This window comes from Kordiimonas sp. SCSIO 12603 (genome assembly GCF_024398035.1).
Taxonomy (GTDB): Bacteria; Pseudomonadota; Alphaproteobacteria; order Sphingomonadales; family Kordiimonadaceae; genus Kordiimonas.
Genome location: NZ_CP073748.1, coordinates 3,821,000 through 3,836,616 on the forward strand (window position 1 = coordinate 3,821,000; position 15,617 = coordinate 3,836,616).

The window sequence follows — 15,617 nt, forward strand, 5'->3', positions numbered from 1 at the left end:
CCTTGGCCAGTGCTCTGGTCTCAAAGGCCTACAAACGCTGCCAACAACGCACGTCAGATATAAATTGGGCTAATGAACACAGCCTCAGGCAATAAAAAAGCACCAGCCTAAATAGGCTGATGCTTTTGAAACTCTTCTGTGCCGTCCCTAATCAGGAATATGGAGGCTGCAGTTAATAGTTTTAAATTATTGCAGACGCCAAGTAATCGGAAGAATAAACGTAAGATCGTTATCTCCAACGCTACCAGGAGGTGTTGGCAGAGGGCTCATTTTCTTAACCATGCGAGGAATCACTTTATCTAGAACGTTTTTACCGGTTGGTTCTACGACTTCATAGTTAGTGATTTCGCCTGAGCGATCAATAGTGATTCGTACTTTTGCTCGGCCTTCAATTTCACGCTGAATTGCGGAACGTGGATAAACGTGGCTTTTTGCCACTTTCTTAGCAATTGCTTTGGTCCAATCAGAGCGCTCATCCGCTTGAACTGGTGCAGCAATTACGAAACTCGCTGCAATAAGTGTAGCTGCCGATAGTTTAGCAACCTTACCTAGACTCTGTTTTACAATACCCTTAGGCATCAAATCCTCCATTTCAGTACCCTTACACCCGCATTATATGGTGCCTTTGGTTAATATAAAGACACCGCGCGTGGTTAAGATGAAGTTAACTTAACAATTTTAGTTATGTTTTTACGAATGTTTAAATAAAATAGACGCTCGCATGAATACTTTTTCTCTAAAATAAATATAGAATCCTCTTTATCTTGACCATATGGTCAAATCACTTGATCAGTTATAGATCGTATAAGGCTTTTATCTACGCACCAATAAGTAAAATATGAAGATAACTAACTACCATTAGATGTTTCCCCGTATCAATATTTATGCAACAGCATGCCATTTATCTTCTATTCTAAATAGAGGGCTTCATTCATAATGGTTCTTCAAAAAACCTAAGGGGAGGTGAATATTAAATCTGCGATTTATTTCAACTAGCTTCATATGATTCTCTTTTTCACAGCAGTTTCGGGAGAAAATACCTGCTTCATAATTTACCGCTTGCCTTAACGTATGAGATGTCTATAGTGCGCGGCGCTAAGTACAAATGCTTGAAACACTTTGTGGGTACATCCCAAATAATTGTTTTTTCTAACAGCATTTCTTTGCGGAGTCGTGGCCGAGCGGTTTAAGGCGCACGCCTGGAAAGCGTGTTGGGTGGCAACGCCCTCAAGGGTTCGAATCCCTTCGACTCCGCCATTTCTTTTACTTTTGAAAAGTAAAAACTTTCGATGCTTTCGTTCGTCACCTGAGCAAAATCTGTCTCATTCTTTCATCGACAATAAATTCATCTATTACTTCTTGAAGCTTATATTGTTGAACTTTTAGCCGTAAACCATATTGATAATGTCTAAAAGCACCTTCAAGTTCACTCTGAATCAACAGTTTATCTTCTGGCATCAAAAACTCTTTAAATCGTAGCCCCCTGTAAAACCTTTGATAAGTGATATTTGGTTCGTAAGGTATATATTTGTATGATTGGCGCCATGAGTGCAAAATATCTGATACAGGTGCCGCAGTTCGTTCTTGCAGTTCACTCAATCGAAGCCATAGAAAGCCATCGTGTGGGTTTTCTTCTAAAAATGCTTTAAGTGTCTCGGCTGAAGAAAAAGCTTGAAACCGATGCGCATCAGATACAAGGGGCAATATCGTAAGATCTGTTTTTGCCTTCTCCAAATTTGCCCATTCTATCGCCTTCTCTCGACTTTCTATGAATACTTCTAATTCTTTAGCTGTAATATCTTCACTAGATAACCGATAATAAATATCGTTGCCAACAGCCATCCAGACGTGAGCCATAAAGTATGGAAATGAATAACTAGCTAAGGCAAATGCGGAGCCGATTAACAAAACACCAAAAATATTTTTTTTTAGGCTGTTTCTGCGCATTTACACCGCCAAATCAATTGGTGTAATATCCACTCTTGGTACCATAATAATATCCTTGGTCTCCATACCCATACCCCTGGTGACGTTTTACATTCACCTGCGTGAGGATGGCACCAGCCACTGGCACATTTAGCTGCTGAAGCTGTTTATATGCCGATTTAACAATACCTTTTTCAGTTTTTTCCCACTGAATAACAAACGATATCGCATCCAGATATTTAGAAGCTACAATCACGTCAGACACAGCCATTACTGGTGGCGTATCTACAATAACCATATCATACTGCTCTCTTGCCTCACGAAGGAAAAGCTCAAAAGATTTCGAGGCAAATAAACTTTGAGGATCGTCCTCCTTGTTAGCATATAGGATATGCACTCCTGAATTTGGATCTTCAAAGATATCTTTTTTCGCGGTCCCTTCATCATTTTGAACAAACACCTCATTCAAACTGATATATTGCTCTGGAATCTCAATTCGACGTTTTAGAACCGGACGGCGCATATCCGCTTCAACCACCAGCACCTTTAAGCCTGATTTCCCAAGGATATGAGCAAAACATAACGCTACCGTGGACTTACCTTCTCCTGGAATAGATGAAGTAATCCCCAGAACCCTTGGAGTGACGCCCGAGGCACCACCACTAAACATAAGGGAGGCATGAATGTTACGGTGCGCTTCAGCGAAAGAACTTGTTGGCTTAGATAATAAGTACTCCTCTGGGCGCTGAAGTTTCAGATTACCCTTATTAAGAAGAGGGACCATTCCCAAACCTTTAATACCAATATCCTGTTTTAAAATATCAAAATTACGGTATCCGTTATCCAAAGCTTCAAGCAAGAAAGCTGCGCCAATTCCTAACCCAACTCCAGCAAACCCAGCCAATCCAAGAATTAACATAGTTTTAGGAAATGACTTTTCTGTCGGGACATCTGCAACTGATATAATACGAGCATCAGCTTGTTGAAGCCCATCCTGGCTCGATGTCTCCTTAAAACGTGTCAAAAACGTTTCTAAAAGAACCCTGTTCGCCTCAGCTTCTCGCTCAAGTTCCCGCAACTGAACCTGTGCACGGTTCACCTGGATACTCTGAGTAGAAAGCTCGCCAAGGTTCTTTTCTAACGTTTCTACTCTGATAGCTGCAATCTCGGCTTCATTACTAATGCTGTTAATGATTTTTTGAGTTTCAGCTTCAATCTTTTGATTAATATCTAAAACCTCTGCCTCAACATTTTTCATGCGAGGATGCTTAGGGCCATACCGGGTACCCAACTCCGCACGACGCCTTAAAACCTCAGCTTCCTGTTCGCGCAGTCGGCTAATCAAGTTAGACTGAATAACTTCTGCTAACCCACTTGTTGAAACATCCTGACCACTAGCGATGGTCTGCCGGATTTGTTCTTGCCTTGCTTCTGCTCGAGCCAAATCTGTTTTTGCTTCGATCAATTGACTGTTAATTTGTGCCAACTGTTGTTCATTCACAAGACCAGCTGCACCTGTTTGAACAAGATGATTACTTTCTTTAAAGCTTTGAACTTTACGTTCAGATTCCCGAACATTTTGCCTCAGGTCAAAAACTCTTGAATTTAGCCATTCGTTGGCTCTTTGTGTAGCTTCGAACTTCACTTCCAACTGATCATCTAAATATAGGTCAGCCAATGTATTGGTAAGTAGAGCAGCTTTCTTTGGGCTTTCAGATTCAAAAGATAAGGTAATACTATATGATAATCTTGAGTTGCTAACCGATAGCTTCTTCAGAACTGCATCGATGACATCTGTACGTGTAGCGGCAGCAACCTCTTCAGCGGTACGGTTATCCTCACTTCTCCCTAGAATTGCGTTCGACCAACTTTCAGGCAAATAATTCAAAGGATTAAGAAGTGACAGCAATCCGCCAGCAGGCTGCAAGTTTTTATTGAATTCACTATCTTTAGTTAAATTTAGCTTATCAACTAACTTGCCCGCCAGTCGGCGTGATTTAAGAACATCTATTTCCGTCTTAATAGCAGCAACATCTGTCCCTACGCCAGACATTACGGCTTCCAAATCCACAACGCTACTTTGCCGGGATTCAATGGCAAGAAGACTACTAGCTGTATACTTAGGTGTTAACTGAACCAAAATAATTAAAGCGATGGCCAACATGAAAGCAGCGGTGTTAACAATCACCCATTTCCTACGCCACAACGTCATAAGTAGTGCACGAATATCAATCATATCTTCATCTGGCTGTAATTGCGCAGATGACTGATATTCCGGAGTGACACCCTGTTTCAGGTTGTTATCATACATGAACTATATCCAAATATTTAAAAGAATCGTTCAGCAATACGGATAATATCGCCAGGTAAAACTTGAGCAGTGATATCAACGGTTATTTTCTCTTCTCTACCACCAACCTTACGAGTAATCTCAAATTTCTTTTTATTTGCACGGTATGTAAAACCAGAAGCCAACGCGACCGCATTCAAAACAGTCATGTCATTCACATAAGGATAGCTTCCAGGCTTATCAACTTCGCCCAAAATATAGAATGGCCTATAATTAAGCACTTCAATGCTGACACGCGGAGAGATTAAATATCCATCCGCCAATAAATCAGTTATAAGTTTTTCTGCTGTTTTTAAGTTTTTTCCACCTACCGCAACTGAGCCAATAAGCGGCATAGAAACACTACCTGATCCATCGATCTCAAATTCACCCGACAGATCTTCCTCTCCATACACAGTTATTTTGATTTCATCGCCCGATCCTAATTGATAGCGCAATGAAGGGGTATCTTCTTGTGCAAAAACAGCGACCGAAAATACGATCGCTGTCAGCATTGATACAATAACTTGTCTAATCATAGCTGCAAACGTTCCAATGTTAATATACTCAATTCAACTTAACATGTCGTTTGCGGTTTGACTACCATGCAGCAGTTACACCAACCATAAATACATGGCGATCATAATCTTGTTGAGCAGCATTTGTGCTACGTTTTTCAAAATTATAAGATGCTTTCATAGAGAATAGACGGTTCATAAGATATTTTGCTTCAGCGCCTACAAGATAAACATCATCTTCACGGCTGATACCTATATAATCTTGTCTTGTGTATGATAGATCAGCGCCTAATAACACATTACGCTGCAACTCATGTTCAGCACGAAGAGTAAACGCTGTATCAAGCGTACCAGAAGCAAAACTAGCATTCTGACCAATAGTTGTCTCATTCACATCGCGGTTTACACCAAGCTTCACAGATGTCAAACCAGTGGCAGCCCACAGCACAGATGCACCAAAAATAGCTTCAGAGGAATCTGTCAGGGATGCCGAGTCAAAATCACGCTTCTGATAACCAACGTAAAACTCACCTTCAGACTTGCCGCCAAGGTTAAAGGCAGCACCACCAACAACAGACCAACCGTCTGAATCACGAAGCGGTCCACCATCTTCACGGCTATCATCATAGCTAACATCAAGGACAGACAATTTCACGAAGGCTTCATAGTCTTCATTCAGATCATAGCCAAAACGGACAGTACCTTCTGATCTGTCACGATCACGATCATCGTTATTGAATATACCACCACCAACAAGGCCAGTATCGTCAAAATCAAAGTTCTGGTAGCTACCGGTAACAGCAAAGGAAACAAGGCCTTCATCACGCGTATAACCTACATCCGCAGAGAAAATAGAGAATGTTGTCGGACGATCTTGCTGACCATTAGAATCTGGCGCACCACGGTCTTCGTGAAGGTCTGAATACCCAACATTGAACGTAATATTAGAACCGCGTGTAATATCAATACGGCTCTGCGCATTTAAACGGATATCTTCAAAGTCTTCCGTACTGTTATCAGCATAGCGAGCAATATCAGCATCCGCAGTAAGGCTAAAGAAACCACGGTTCCAATCCGAAACCAAAGAAAGAGAAGGTTTAATTACGGCGATGAAATCATCGGTAGTGTCAACACTATCATTATCTTGAGCAAAAATATTGCTGTTGAATTTACCTTCTGCGCCAATGCTTGGGGAGAAAATAAAGCTGCCAGTACGAATACCCAGAGATTGATAATCCGGACGATAACGTTCAAAAACAGACTGTACCTGCTCATCACTTTGCTGAGCAAAAGCTGTTGTTGCGATAGCGGTGCTACCGAGAAGAGCAGTCGCCGCAAGTTTCAAAACCGTAGTTTTCATTTCATTAACCCCAATTGGTTAGGACAGCCGAAGCCATCAAATCTTCTAAAACAGAATCACATAAATGCTAAAATGACATAAAATCTAGCAAAGGCATACTACAATAAACACAAATAGTCTATGGATATCAAAAAAATAGCCGCTGTTGCTAGCAAAACACATTCGCCTAAGATTAAGTCGCCAAAAATCTCACTTCATCTTTGCTGAACACGCCCGCTGTTAACATACCAGTTGCGAAAGCACCAGTATCAATTGCAATTCTATTAGGCAGATTTTCCGCAGAACGTACAACTGAATGTCCATGCACAATCTTCACACCGTACTGACACCGCGCTTCTGTAAATTCTTGCCTGATTGAAAGCTTATCTTCTCGCAACTGAGCATCAAGCACCACCCCCGGACGCACGCCGGCATGCACGAAATAATAGTCACCAATGCGGTAGTGTTCTTTCAAATCACGAAGAAATTCTACATGCCCCCGAGGCATAACATCACCAAGCTGGTTACTAGCATTCACTAAATCATTCGTTTCAGGCGCATCGGGGAGATAAACCCCATAACTGGCAAGCGCAGCCACACCGCCAACCTGCAACCAAATATCAGCACTAAGCGGATCATCAAGAAATTGAAGGAGCATATCTTCGTGGTTCCCCGCAAGACAAACCACATTTTCCATTTCCCGCTGCAACCGCACCAGGATATCAATCACTTCTTTTGAATGAAACCCACGGTCAATATAGTCACCGAGAAAAACAAGGGATACTTTAGAGTTTATTGCCTGAGCTTCGATATCAGCGAAGATTTTTTTGAGCAGTTTTTCGAGCAGGTCTGCTCGACCGTGAATATCACCAACCGCATAAACCAGCTCACCATCCGGCACCCGAAACACTTCTTCGTCCACATGCTTTTTACCAAAGATATTCGAAAACAAACCCATCTAATCCACCAAACTCACAAACAAAAAAGGCGAGGATATCCTCGCCTTTTCCAGAAACCATGTAAACTACTGTATTAGGTGCCGCTACCAGTCTGAGACTGTGAAGGCTCAATCGTAATAGTGCGAATTGTCGGAATTGTTGGAATCACAACAGTAAGCGGCGTTGTTGGTGTTGTACCAGTACGGCCAACGTTCGTAGTATAAGAGCTACGAACTGTCGCTGGAGCAGAGGCAACCGCTGTCTGAACAGAAGCAGCAGCACCTGGATTTGTTGTTTGAAGCGTAGTCGCCGCTTGCGCAAGACCCGCACCAACAGCAGCTTGAACAGTACTTGATGCATTAGAAACAGAAACTGTTACAAGTGAAGCAGCAGCACCCGGATTAGATGAGCTCGCAACAATCGCTGCGATCTGCGCTTGAATTTGTGCCGCTGTCAGGTTCGGGTTATTCAGAACCGCATTAATTGCAGCCTGAATAGAGGCTTGTTCGTTTTGGCTCAGCGCAGGTGCTGGCGGCTGAACAGCCTCAGAAGCCGTTGAAATCACAGGCGCAGCAAGCCCCATTGTTAATACCGCTGCAATCACTGCCTTACGCATAATAATGCTCCGTTTCATACGAATTTTGCATTGCCGATAGAATCGACATAAGAATAATTGGAATTAATTTCTCATAAATAGGTGCTTAAGTCAAAACAAAATAAGGATTTTATACACAATATGCAATCAGAACCACATATTGTGCCCGAAAAGATACAACCTAACTATGTACAGGCCATTTAGCAGTTATTTCCAGAAATTCAAAGAATTCCATACCCGTTTTTTCTGCCCAGTCTTCTTCAGGCCCGGCCCAACCAAATTCTTTCCATTTAATTTTGCCTGCTTTTGAAAAGACTACACCCTCTTCTTCAAGCCGCTGACGTTGGCGGTCAGCCCCCTCTCGCTCACTGATTTTTCCAGCGGAATTAATAACTCTGTGCCACGGCACATCCTGCGCCCCAACACCAGCCATCGCAAACCCCACAATGCGCGGGGTCGCACCAGTGATGAGGCTAGCTATCATACCGTAGCTAGCCACTCTCCCCTCAGGGATTAACTTCACCAATTCATAAATCTGGGGAAAGCTGGAGTATTGTCGCACAGCTAACCCTTAACGATTTAAACGGTTTTCAATCAGATCATCCACCACGGCAGGGTCTGACAGCGTTGATGTATCACCAAGATTACCAAATTCATTTTCAGCTACTTTCCTGAGAATGCGGCGCATGATCTTGCCTGACCGTGTTTTCGGAAGACCCGGCGCAAACTGAATATGATCAGGCGTGGCAATTGGGCCAATTTCATGGCGCACCCACTTCACAAGCTCAGCGCGAAGCTCCTCTGTTGGCTCAACACCCACTGGCGGTGTTACATAAGCGTAAATGCCCTGCCCTTTTATATCGTGTGGGAAACCAACAACAGCGGCTTCAGAAACACCTTCATGAGCAACCAGCGCCGATTCCACCTCAGCAGTTCCCATACGGTGGCCTGATACATTAATCACATCATCTACACGGCCCGTAATCCAGTAATAGCCATCTTCATCACGCCGACAACCATCACCAGTGAAATAAAGCCCCTTGTAGGTAGAGAAATAAGTCTGTTTAAAGCGTTCATGGTCCCCATAAACAGTACGCATTTGTCCAGGCCAGCTATCTGTAATCACCAGATTACCTGAGATCGCACCCTCAAGGTAATTTCCATCACCATCAAGAAGCGCAGGCTGCACACCAAACATTGGCCGTGTAGCCGAACCCGGCTTCAAATCAGTCGCGCCCGGGAGCGGTGTGATCATCGCACCACCTGTTTCTGTTTGCCACCATGTATCCACAATCGGGCACCGTTCTTCGCCCACAGTTTTATAGTACCAAACCCAAGCTTCAGGGTTAATCGGCTCACCAACAGACCCCAGAAGACGCAAACTGGACAGGTCATAGCGCTTCACAGGCTCATCGCCTTCACGCATCAAAGCGCGAATTGCTGTTGGTGCCGTGTAGAAGATATTCACCTTATGCTTTTCGCACACCTGCCAGAAACGACCCGCATCCGGGTATGTTGGCACACCTTCAAACACGAGGCTGGTAGCTCCGTTCGCAAGCGGCCCATAAACAATATAGCTATGGCCTGTTACCCAGCCCACATCAGCGGTACACCAATAAACATCACCGTCTTTATAATCGAATACATACTCATGGGTCATACTGGTCCAGACCATATAACCGCCTGTGGTATGCAGCACACCCTTCGGCTGACCTGTTGAACCTGATGTATAAAGGATAAAGAGTGGATCTTCTGCGTTCATTTCTTCAGGTGGACAATCGGCAGATACTTGTGCTGTTTCTTCATGATACCAAACATCACGGCCCTCAACCCAGCCAACATCACCGCCAGTGCGCTTCACCACCACCACGCTTTTCACATCGGGGCACTGCGTTAGCGCCTCATCCACATTCTTCTTTAGTGGGACTTTCTTGGCACCGCGCAGACCTTCGTCGGCAGTGATTACATAGTCAGATTCGCAGTTCTGAATACGGCCAGCGAGCGCATCAGGAGAGAAACCACCAAACACCACAGAATGCACAGCCCCAATCCGAGCACATGCCAGCATGGCATAAACCGCCTCAGGGATCATTGGCATGTAAATGGTAACCCGGTCACCTTTTTCCACGCCTTGTTTTTTTAGAACATTACCAAACTTGCTAACGTGGCCCAGAAGCTCACCATAGGTGATATGCGCACTCTCAGACGGATCATCACCCTCAAAAATAAGCGCTGTATCATTCTCTTTTTCCGGCAAATGACGGTCAACACAGTTCACACAAGCATTCAGAGTACCATCTTCAAACCATTTGATAGAAACATCGCCGGTAAAATCGGTATTTTTTACGATAGAGAAAGGCTTCATCCAGCTAATACGCTCTGCTTCATCACGCCAAAACCCTTCCGGGTCTTTCACCGAACGCTCATACTTGGCCATATACTCTTCATTCGTACAAAGAGTATTCGCAAGCGCACTATCTTTCACAGGTACAAGGTCTAATTCACTCATAACATTCCTCCACTTTCCGCAAGGGCCCCTCAGCCTCAAAGGACCATACCATAATTTATGAAAAGCTGGTGTCTACGGCAATTTTACTGATGTGATGGATTAGGCGCCTGAAAGAAGCATAAAAAAAGCCGCCGGCAGCGGCTTTTTCTCTCGTAGTTTTATGCAGATATATCTTTAACAGTCCACCACTGTTGCAGCGATCGGCACAGTAACGGCAAGGCCACCTTCGGCCGTTTCTTTATACTTGGACTGCATATCCCGCCCGGTAATTCTCATAGTACGGATCACTTTATCCAGTGTTACGAAGTGCTCACCATCGCCTTTAAGAGCCAAACGCGCAGCATTGATCGCTTTAATAGAGGCCATAGCATTCCGCTCGATACACGGTACCTGCACAAGCCCACCGATAGGATCACATGTAAGCCCTAAATTATGTTCCATGGCAATCTCTGCAGCGTTTTCCACCTGCTCAGGCGTACCACCAAGCACCTCTGCAAGCCCGGCTGCAGCCATCGAACAAGCGGAACCAACTTCACCCTGACATCCAACTTCAGCACCAGAAATTGAAGCATTTTCCTTAAACAAGCGGCCAACAGCCCCTGCGGTAAGGAGGAAACGAACAATACCATCATCATTCGCACCCGGTACAAAGTTGGCGTAATAATGAAGAACAGCAGGTACAATACCAGCCGCACCATTGGTTGGGGCTGTTACCACCCTACCACCAACGGCATTTTCTTCATTCACCGCCAACGCATATAGGTTCACCCAATCCAGAATAGTTAGTGGATCAGTAAGTGCTGCCTCTGCTTTTGTTGAAAGCTGCTTGTAGAGCTCAGCCGCTCTACGCTTTACTTTAAGCCCCGGCATAACACCACCACGAGAACAGCCGCGCTGCACGCACTCTTTCATCACTTCCCATATTTCAAGAAGGGAGCTGCGAATATGCTCCTCTGAATGTGTTACTTTTTCATTTTCCAGCATCACCCAGCTGATAGGGCGATCCGCCTCTCTGCAGCGCTCAAGAAGTTCCTGCGCACTGGTAAACGGATAAGGATGCTTAACCGCTTCTTCTTCAAAATGGTCCATCTCAGCTTCATGTTCTGTAACAATGAAACCACCACCAATGGAATAATAGATAGCCCGAGCAAGCTCTTCGCCACATTCAGCATAGGCCCAGAACTCCATCCCATTAGGGTGAAAATCAAGGCGCTCTCTGGGAAGAAGCTGAAGATCTGTTTCTTCCTCGAAGTGAACATCCTGTTTTCCTAGGATTGAAATATTCTTACGTGCGCGAATATCAGCAATCATATCAGGAATTGCTTCCACATCCACACCGCGCGGGCAGGCACCGAGAAGCCCCAAAAGAACAGCCGTATCAGAACCGTGACCACGGCCAGTTGCCCCCAATGACCCATAAAGCTTGGTTACCACGCGAACGGTTTTTGGCAGATTTCCAGCCTTTTCAACATTTTCAATAAAGTCACGCGCAGCTCGCATTGGCCCAACGGTATGGGAACTGGAAGGACCAATACCGATATTAAAAAGATCAAGAACACTTGTGCTCATTACTCTGTTGCCCCACAGAAATTTCTTGTTATTTGCGCGCCAAGCTATGGCGGAAAATGTAGTAAGGCAATCGGAAAAATTTAAACTGAGAAATAAGAAATATTATTTCACACATACAAAAAGGGCAGTAAAACTGCCCCTTAATGATACGCAATAAAATTACTCGCACGTTATTCCTGAGAAAAACGGTATGCAGATACACCTCTTGAACGCTCATCCAGAACCAGTGATTTCGTAAGTGGCGGGTTTGCTCGTTGCGGACATGCTGGGCGCTCACACAGACGGCAATTAGGCCCCACTGGGGTTGCTTCAGGATTTTCGAGATCATGCCCCCGAGCATAAATTAACTCACGCGCATAAGCGATATCACACCCCAAACCAATAGCTAGCTGTTGGTCCGGGTCACCATACCGCGCGCCTTGCCTGCTCACAGTTCGTGCCACAGAAAAATATCTCGTGTTATCAGGCATTTCGATAATCTGGGTATCTATTTTACCGGGCGTTGAGAAAGTATCATGTACCCGCCAGAGCGGGCACGTACCGCCAAAACGGGAGAAATGGAAGCGGCCCGCCGAAAAGCGCTTAGACACATTCCCAGCCTTATCTAGGCGAATAAAAAAGAAAGGTACGCCTCGCTCACCCGGACGCTGCAAAGTGGTCAGTCGATGACAAACCTGCTCAAAACTGGCACCGTAGCGACGAGACATATGTTCAATATCATACTTAAGCGCCTTGGCATCATTCAGGAAGCGGCTGTAGGGCATCAAAAGTGCCCCGGCGATATAATTGAAGAGACTAATCCGCACTAGGCGTCTTGCTTCTTCTGTCCGCCAACTATGACTATCCCCAATACGCAAAACCACAGGACGATATTCAAGCATGGCGATTTGAAGTGCGAGCTGGAAAACTCGAGTACTGGCATCGAGCATTTCGCTAATTAAAAGCTGCCTGCGATGCAGATCAAAATGCCTCAAGGTTTCAGGCATTACTTCATACGGCATAATCCGCACACGAATACCATGCTCTTCATCCAGCCGCCCTGCCAGCACCATAAAAGCATCATCACGGTGCAGCCCTAATTCTTCATGCAGCGCCTCTGCAGCTTCATCCAGTTCTGGAAAGTAATTCTTTCTGTCATGGATAAAATCACGCACCTCGTCCACCGGGAAAATAGCATCAGGCTCTGTACCACCACGCTCTACCACTTGACTGGAAAGCTCTGTCGCGCTCTGCTTGGCTTGCTGAAAAGATTTATAGAGAAGACTAAAGGCCTCAACTGCCCGAGGAGCAGCATCAGCCATATCCTGCATTTCACCACGTGAAAGATCGAGCCCCTTAAACATAGGGTCTGCAAGTATTTCAGAAAGATCAGCAAAGGCTCGTGCTTCATCAGTGCCTGCAAAAGCGCTCAGTTCAACATCATACACTTCCGCCAACCGCAAAAGGAATTGCGCTGAAACAGGCCGCTGGTTGCGCTCAACCAGATTAAGGTAGCTTGTAGAAAACCCAAGCTCTGATGCCATCTGCGACTGCGAAAGCCCCGATTCTCGCCTAAGGCGGCGAATACGCGGGCCTGCGAATATCTTCTTTGACGCTAAATCAGACACAAATCACACCTTTTACTTTTTTTACAAATTAACTTTATGACTTTTACAAAAACATACAATCGAACACTTTTTGTATCAATATTAATTTGTTTTCAGCAATTTTCGTGAAATATAGGCTTACAAGGCGCAAGAAAACAAAAGCGCTACATGAGTGGACAAAATAGAATTTTACGAGGTTTACAAATGCAAACAACAGCGGAAAGAGCAGCAGTTTCGCCAACGCTTAAGATTACCGGTACAGTTACGGACGCTTACAAGCGAGTCCTGACTGACGATGCCATTGCATTTATCACCGACCTTGAAAATCGGTTTGGCAGTCGCCGCCGTGACCTTATGAAAGCCCGCGAAGAGCGCCAGAAAGCATATGATCGTGGTGAACTTCCTGATTTCCTTGAAGATACAAAAGACATTCGCGAGAGTGATTGGAAGATCCTCGGCACACCAGATGACCTGCAGGATCGCCGTGTTGAAATTACAGGCCCGGTTGACCGTAAAATGATGATCAACGCCTTCAATTCAGGCGCTAATGTTTTCATGGCGGATTTTGAAGATGCTTCATCCCCCACATGGGATAATATGCTGAACGGTCAGATCAACGGTATGGATTATGCCCGCAATATGCTGAAACATACAGATCCAAACACCGGCAAAAATTATGTAATGAATGAAGAAACTGCCACCTTTAAGGTGCGCCCGCGCGGCTGGCACATGTTGGAAGCTCATGCAGAGTTTGGCGGCGAACCAATGTCCGCATCACTTTTCGATTTTGGTCTCTATATTTTCCATAATGCCCGAGAACTTATTAATAAAGGCACGGGTCCTTATTTCTATCTGCCAAAAATGGAAAGCCATAAGGAAGCCAAACTATGGGATGATGTTTTCACCTATGCGGAAGAATTCCTTGGCCTTAAGCACGGCACCATTAAAGCAACGGTTCTTATTGAAACACTACCCGCCGCTTTTGAAATGGATGAAATCCTTCATGCGCTCAAAGACCATATTGTTGGACTGAACTGTGGCCGCTGGGATTATATTTTCAGCTACATTAAACGCATCGGCAAAAGCGCCGATTATTTGTTGCCGGACCGGTCGCAGGTGGTGATGGGTGAAGCCTTCCTGAAAGCCTATTCGCTTTTACTTATTAAAACCTGCCACCGGCGAGGCGCCCACGCGATGGGTGGTATGGCCGCACAGATCCCAGTTAAAAATGATGAAGCAGCAAACGAAATCGCCTTCAATAAAGTGCGTGCTGACAAAGACCGTGAAGCAAGCTTTGGTCATGATGGCACATGGGTGGCGCACCCAGGCATGGTAGCAACCGCCAAAGAAGTATTTGATAGTTTGATGAAAGGCCCGAACCAAATCCACCGCTTACGGGAAGATTTGGAAATCACCAGAGAAGATTTGCTAGCCCCCCACAAAGGTCAGGCAACTGAAAATGGTGTGCGCGAAAATATCCGCGTTGGCATCCAGTATACCGCTGCATGGCTGGAAGGCCGCGGCGCGGTGCCGCTCTATAATCTTATGGAAGATGCCGCTACAGCCGAAATCAGCCGCACGCAAATCTGGCAACAGCTACTTCACAGCGCTGAGCTGGCAGACGGTAGAACCGTGACGAAAGACATGATCCACGAGCTTTATGATGATGAACTCGCGCAAATGAAAGAGTCCTTAGGCCAGGACAAGTTCGAGAACAGCAGACTTGCGGAAGCAGGCGAGCTGTTCCTCGAGCTAGCCTTCGCCGACGAGCTGGAGGAGTTCCTTACAACACCTGCATACGCTCGCATTCAGTAACAGATTGTCCCTCACATCTGCGGAGTGCAGATGTACTTTCGGGCCGGTTTTTACCGGCCCTTTTTTTATGCTGCATCAGGGTTATTCAAACACATCTTCCATATCAAATGGCGCTGCCATAACAGCAAGGCACTTCAACGTCTCATTGCCAACAGCGGTAATCTGGTGTTTCTCGCCGCATCCAGCCACAGCAATATCACCCTCTTCCAGCTGAAAGATGTCTCCTTCAATATTCATCTCTGCATTCCCGGAAAGCACAATATATGTTTCTTCAGAATGTTTATGAAAATGAGGCACCTTTGGGGAAGACTGACCAGGGTCAAGTTCAAGTAGGATCATACTGTGGTTCTTAACACCGCCTCCGGCTGTTGAGGCGTTTAAAAGCTCAAATATACGCTCCCCACCCAGATCAATCGTTGGGGTTTTAACGTTATCCATTTTTACAATATGCATCAGTTCACCGTAATTTTTCCGCTTTTTGCTTGCCAAAGCT

Annotated in this window: 13 protein-coding genes and 1 tRNA gene; 2 read left to right on the forward strand and 12 right to left on the reverse strand. The window is 45.1% G+C overall.

Translation table 11 applies throughout. The features are described 5' to 3' along the window. Positions 1-186 precede the first annotated feature (186 nt). Positions 187-579 (reverse strand): energy transducer TonB, encoded by a 393-nt coding sequence (locus tag KFE96_RS18030; RefSeq protein WP_255833926.1) that lies wholly within the window; start codon positions 577-579, stop codon positions 187-189. Positions 580-1,167: 588 nt separating this feature from the next. Here KFE96_RS18030 and KFE96_RS18035 point away from each other — a divergent pair. Beyond that, positions 1,168-1,257 (forward strand) — tRNA-Ser (locus tag KFE96_RS18035). A gap of 45 nt (positions 1,258-1,302) precedes the next feature. Here the strand turns inward: KFE96_RS18035 and KFE96_RS18040 are convergent. The 10 genes from KFE96_RS18040 to KFE96_RS18085 all read right to left on the reverse strand — a co-directional run bounded on the left by KFE96_RS18040 (position 1,303) and on the right by KFE96_RS18085 (position 13,330). Continuing rightward, positions 1,303-1,947, reverse strand: coding sequence for a hypothetical protein (locus tag KFE96_RS18040; protein WP_255833928.1), 645 nt, complete (start codon positions 1,945-1,947; stop codon positions 1,303-1,305). Between the two features lie 13 nt (positions 1,948-1,960). Further along, positions 1,961-4,237, reverse strand: coding sequence for a polysaccharide biosynthesis tyrosine autokinase (locus KFE96_RS18045; protein ID WP_255833929.1), 2,277 nt, complete (start codon positions 4,235-4,237; stop codon positions 1,961-1,963). Between the two features lie 17 nt (positions 4,238-4,254). Continuing rightward, the gene (locus tag KFE96_RS18050) at positions 4,255-4,794 is read right to left on the reverse strand and encodes a polysaccharide biosynthesis/export family protein (protein WP_255833931.1); all 540 of its coding nucleotides are present in this window, start codon (positions 4,792-4,794) and stop codon (positions 4,255-4,257) included. Between the two features lie 61 nt (positions 4,795-4,855). Beyond that, positions 4,856-6,133, reverse strand: coding sequence for an outer membrane beta-barrel protein (locus tag KFE96_RS18055; RefSeq protein ID WP_255833933.1), 1,278 nt, complete (start codon positions 6,131-6,133; stop codon positions 4,856-4,858). Positions 6,134-6,305: 172 nt separating this feature from the next. Beyond that, on the reverse strand, positions 6,306-7,070 hold the full coding sequence (locus tag KFE96_RS18060) for a metallophosphoesterase (protein WP_255833934.1): 765 nt from the start codon (positions 7,068-7,070) through the stop codon (positions 6,306-6,308). A 74-nt stretch (positions 7,071-7,144) separates the two neighbouring features. Then, positions 7,145-7,666 carry a hypothetical protein gene (locus tag KFE96_RS18065; protein ID WP_255833935.1) on the reverse strand — a complete coding sequence of 174 codons (522 nt, stop codon included), beginning with the start codon at positions 7,664-7,666 and terminating at the stop codon, positions 7,145-7,147. Between the two features lie 160 nt (positions 7,667-7,826). Further along, positions 7,827-8,207 (reverse strand): MGMT family protein, encoded by a 381-nt coding sequence (locus tag KFE96_RS18070; RefSeq protein WP_255833936.1) that lies wholly within the window; start codon positions 8,205-8,207, stop codon positions 7,827-7,829. A gap of 9 nt (positions 8,208-8,216) precedes the next feature. Continuing rightward, positions 8,217-10,154 carry an acetate--CoA ligase gene (gene acs / locus KFE96_RS18075; protein WP_255833937.1) on the reverse strand — a complete coding sequence of 646 codons (1,938 nt, stop codon included), beginning with the start codon at positions 10,152-10,154 and terminating at the stop codon, positions 8,217-8,219. Between the two features lie 174 nt (positions 10,155-10,328). Beyond that, on the reverse strand, positions 10,329-11,723 hold the full coding sequence (locus KFE96_RS18080; protein ID WP_255833938.1) for an L-serine ammonia-lyase: 1,395 nt from the start codon (positions 11,721-11,723) through the stop codon (positions 10,329-10,331). A gap of 170 nt (positions 11,724-11,893) precedes the next feature. Further along, on the reverse strand, positions 11,894-13,330 hold the full coding sequence (locus tag KFE96_RS18085) for a short-chain fatty acyl-CoA regulator family protein (RefSeq protein ID WP_255833939.1): 1,437 nt from the start codon (positions 13,328-13,330) through the stop codon (positions 11,894-11,896). Between the two features lie 183 nt (positions 13,331-13,513). Between KFE96_RS18085 and aceB the strand changes: the two genes are divergently transcribed. Continuing rightward, positions 13,514-15,124 carry a malate synthase A gene (gene aceB, locus KFE96_RS18090; protein ID WP_255833940.1) on the forward strand — a complete coding sequence of 537 codons (1,611 nt, stop codon included), beginning with the start codon at positions 13,514-13,516 and terminating at the stop codon, positions 15,122-15,124. Positions 15,125-15,205: 81 nt separating this feature from the next. On the opposite strand, the gene KFE96_RS18095 is transcribed toward aceB, so the two are convergent. Next, positions 15,206-15,577: a cupin domain-containing protein gene (locus KFE96_RS18095; protein WP_255833941.1), complete on the reverse strand. Its 372-nt coding sequence runs from the start codon at positions 15,575-15,577 to the stop codon at positions 15,206-15,208. Positions 15,578-15,617 lie beyond the last annotated feature (40 nt).

Coding starts and splice junctions, on each gene's coding strand:
- KFE96_RS18030 (WP_255833926.1), bottom strand. CDS start 579: ATGCCTAAGGGTATTGTAAAACAGAGTCTAGGTAAGGTTGCTAAACTA.
- KFE96_RS18065 (WP_255833935.1), bottom strand. CDS start 7,666: ATGCGTAAGGCAGTGATTGCAGCGGTATTAACAATGGGGCTTGCTGCG.
- KFE96_RS18040 (WP_255833928.1), bottom strand. CDS start 1,947: ATGCGCAGAAACAGCCTAAAAAAAAATATTTTTGGTGTTTTGTTAATC.
- acs (WP_255833937.1), bottom strand. CDS start 10,154: ATGAGTGAATTAGACCTTGTACCTGTGAAAGATAGTGCGCTTGCGAAT.
- KFE96_RS18080 (WP_255833938.1), bottom strand. CDS start 11,723: ATGAGCACAAGTGTTCTTGATCTTTTTAATATCGGTATTGGTCCTTCC.
- KFE96_RS18095 (WP_255833941.1), bottom strand. CDS start 15,577: ATGCATATTGTAAAAATGGATAACGTTAAAACCCCAACGATTGATCTG.
- KFE96_RS18045 (WP_255833929.1), bottom strand. CDS start 4,237: ATGTATGATAACAACCTGAAACAGGGTGTCACTCCGGAATATCAGTCA.
- KFE96_RS18055 (WP_255833933.1), bottom strand. CDS start 6,133: ATGAAAACTACGGTTTTGAAACTTGCGGCGACTGCTCTTCTCGGTAGC.
- KFE96_RS18050 (WP_255833931.1), bottom strand. CDS start 4,794: ATGATTAGACAAGTTATTGTATCAATGCTGACAGCGATCGTATTTTCG.
- KFE96_RS18060 (WP_255833934.1), bottom strand. CDS start 7,070: ATGGGTTTGTTTTCGAATATCTTTGGTAAAAAGCATGTGGACGAAGAA.
- aceB (WP_255833940.1), top strand. CDS start 13,514: ATGCAAACAACAGCGGAAAGAGCAGCAGTTTCGCCAACGCTTAAGATT.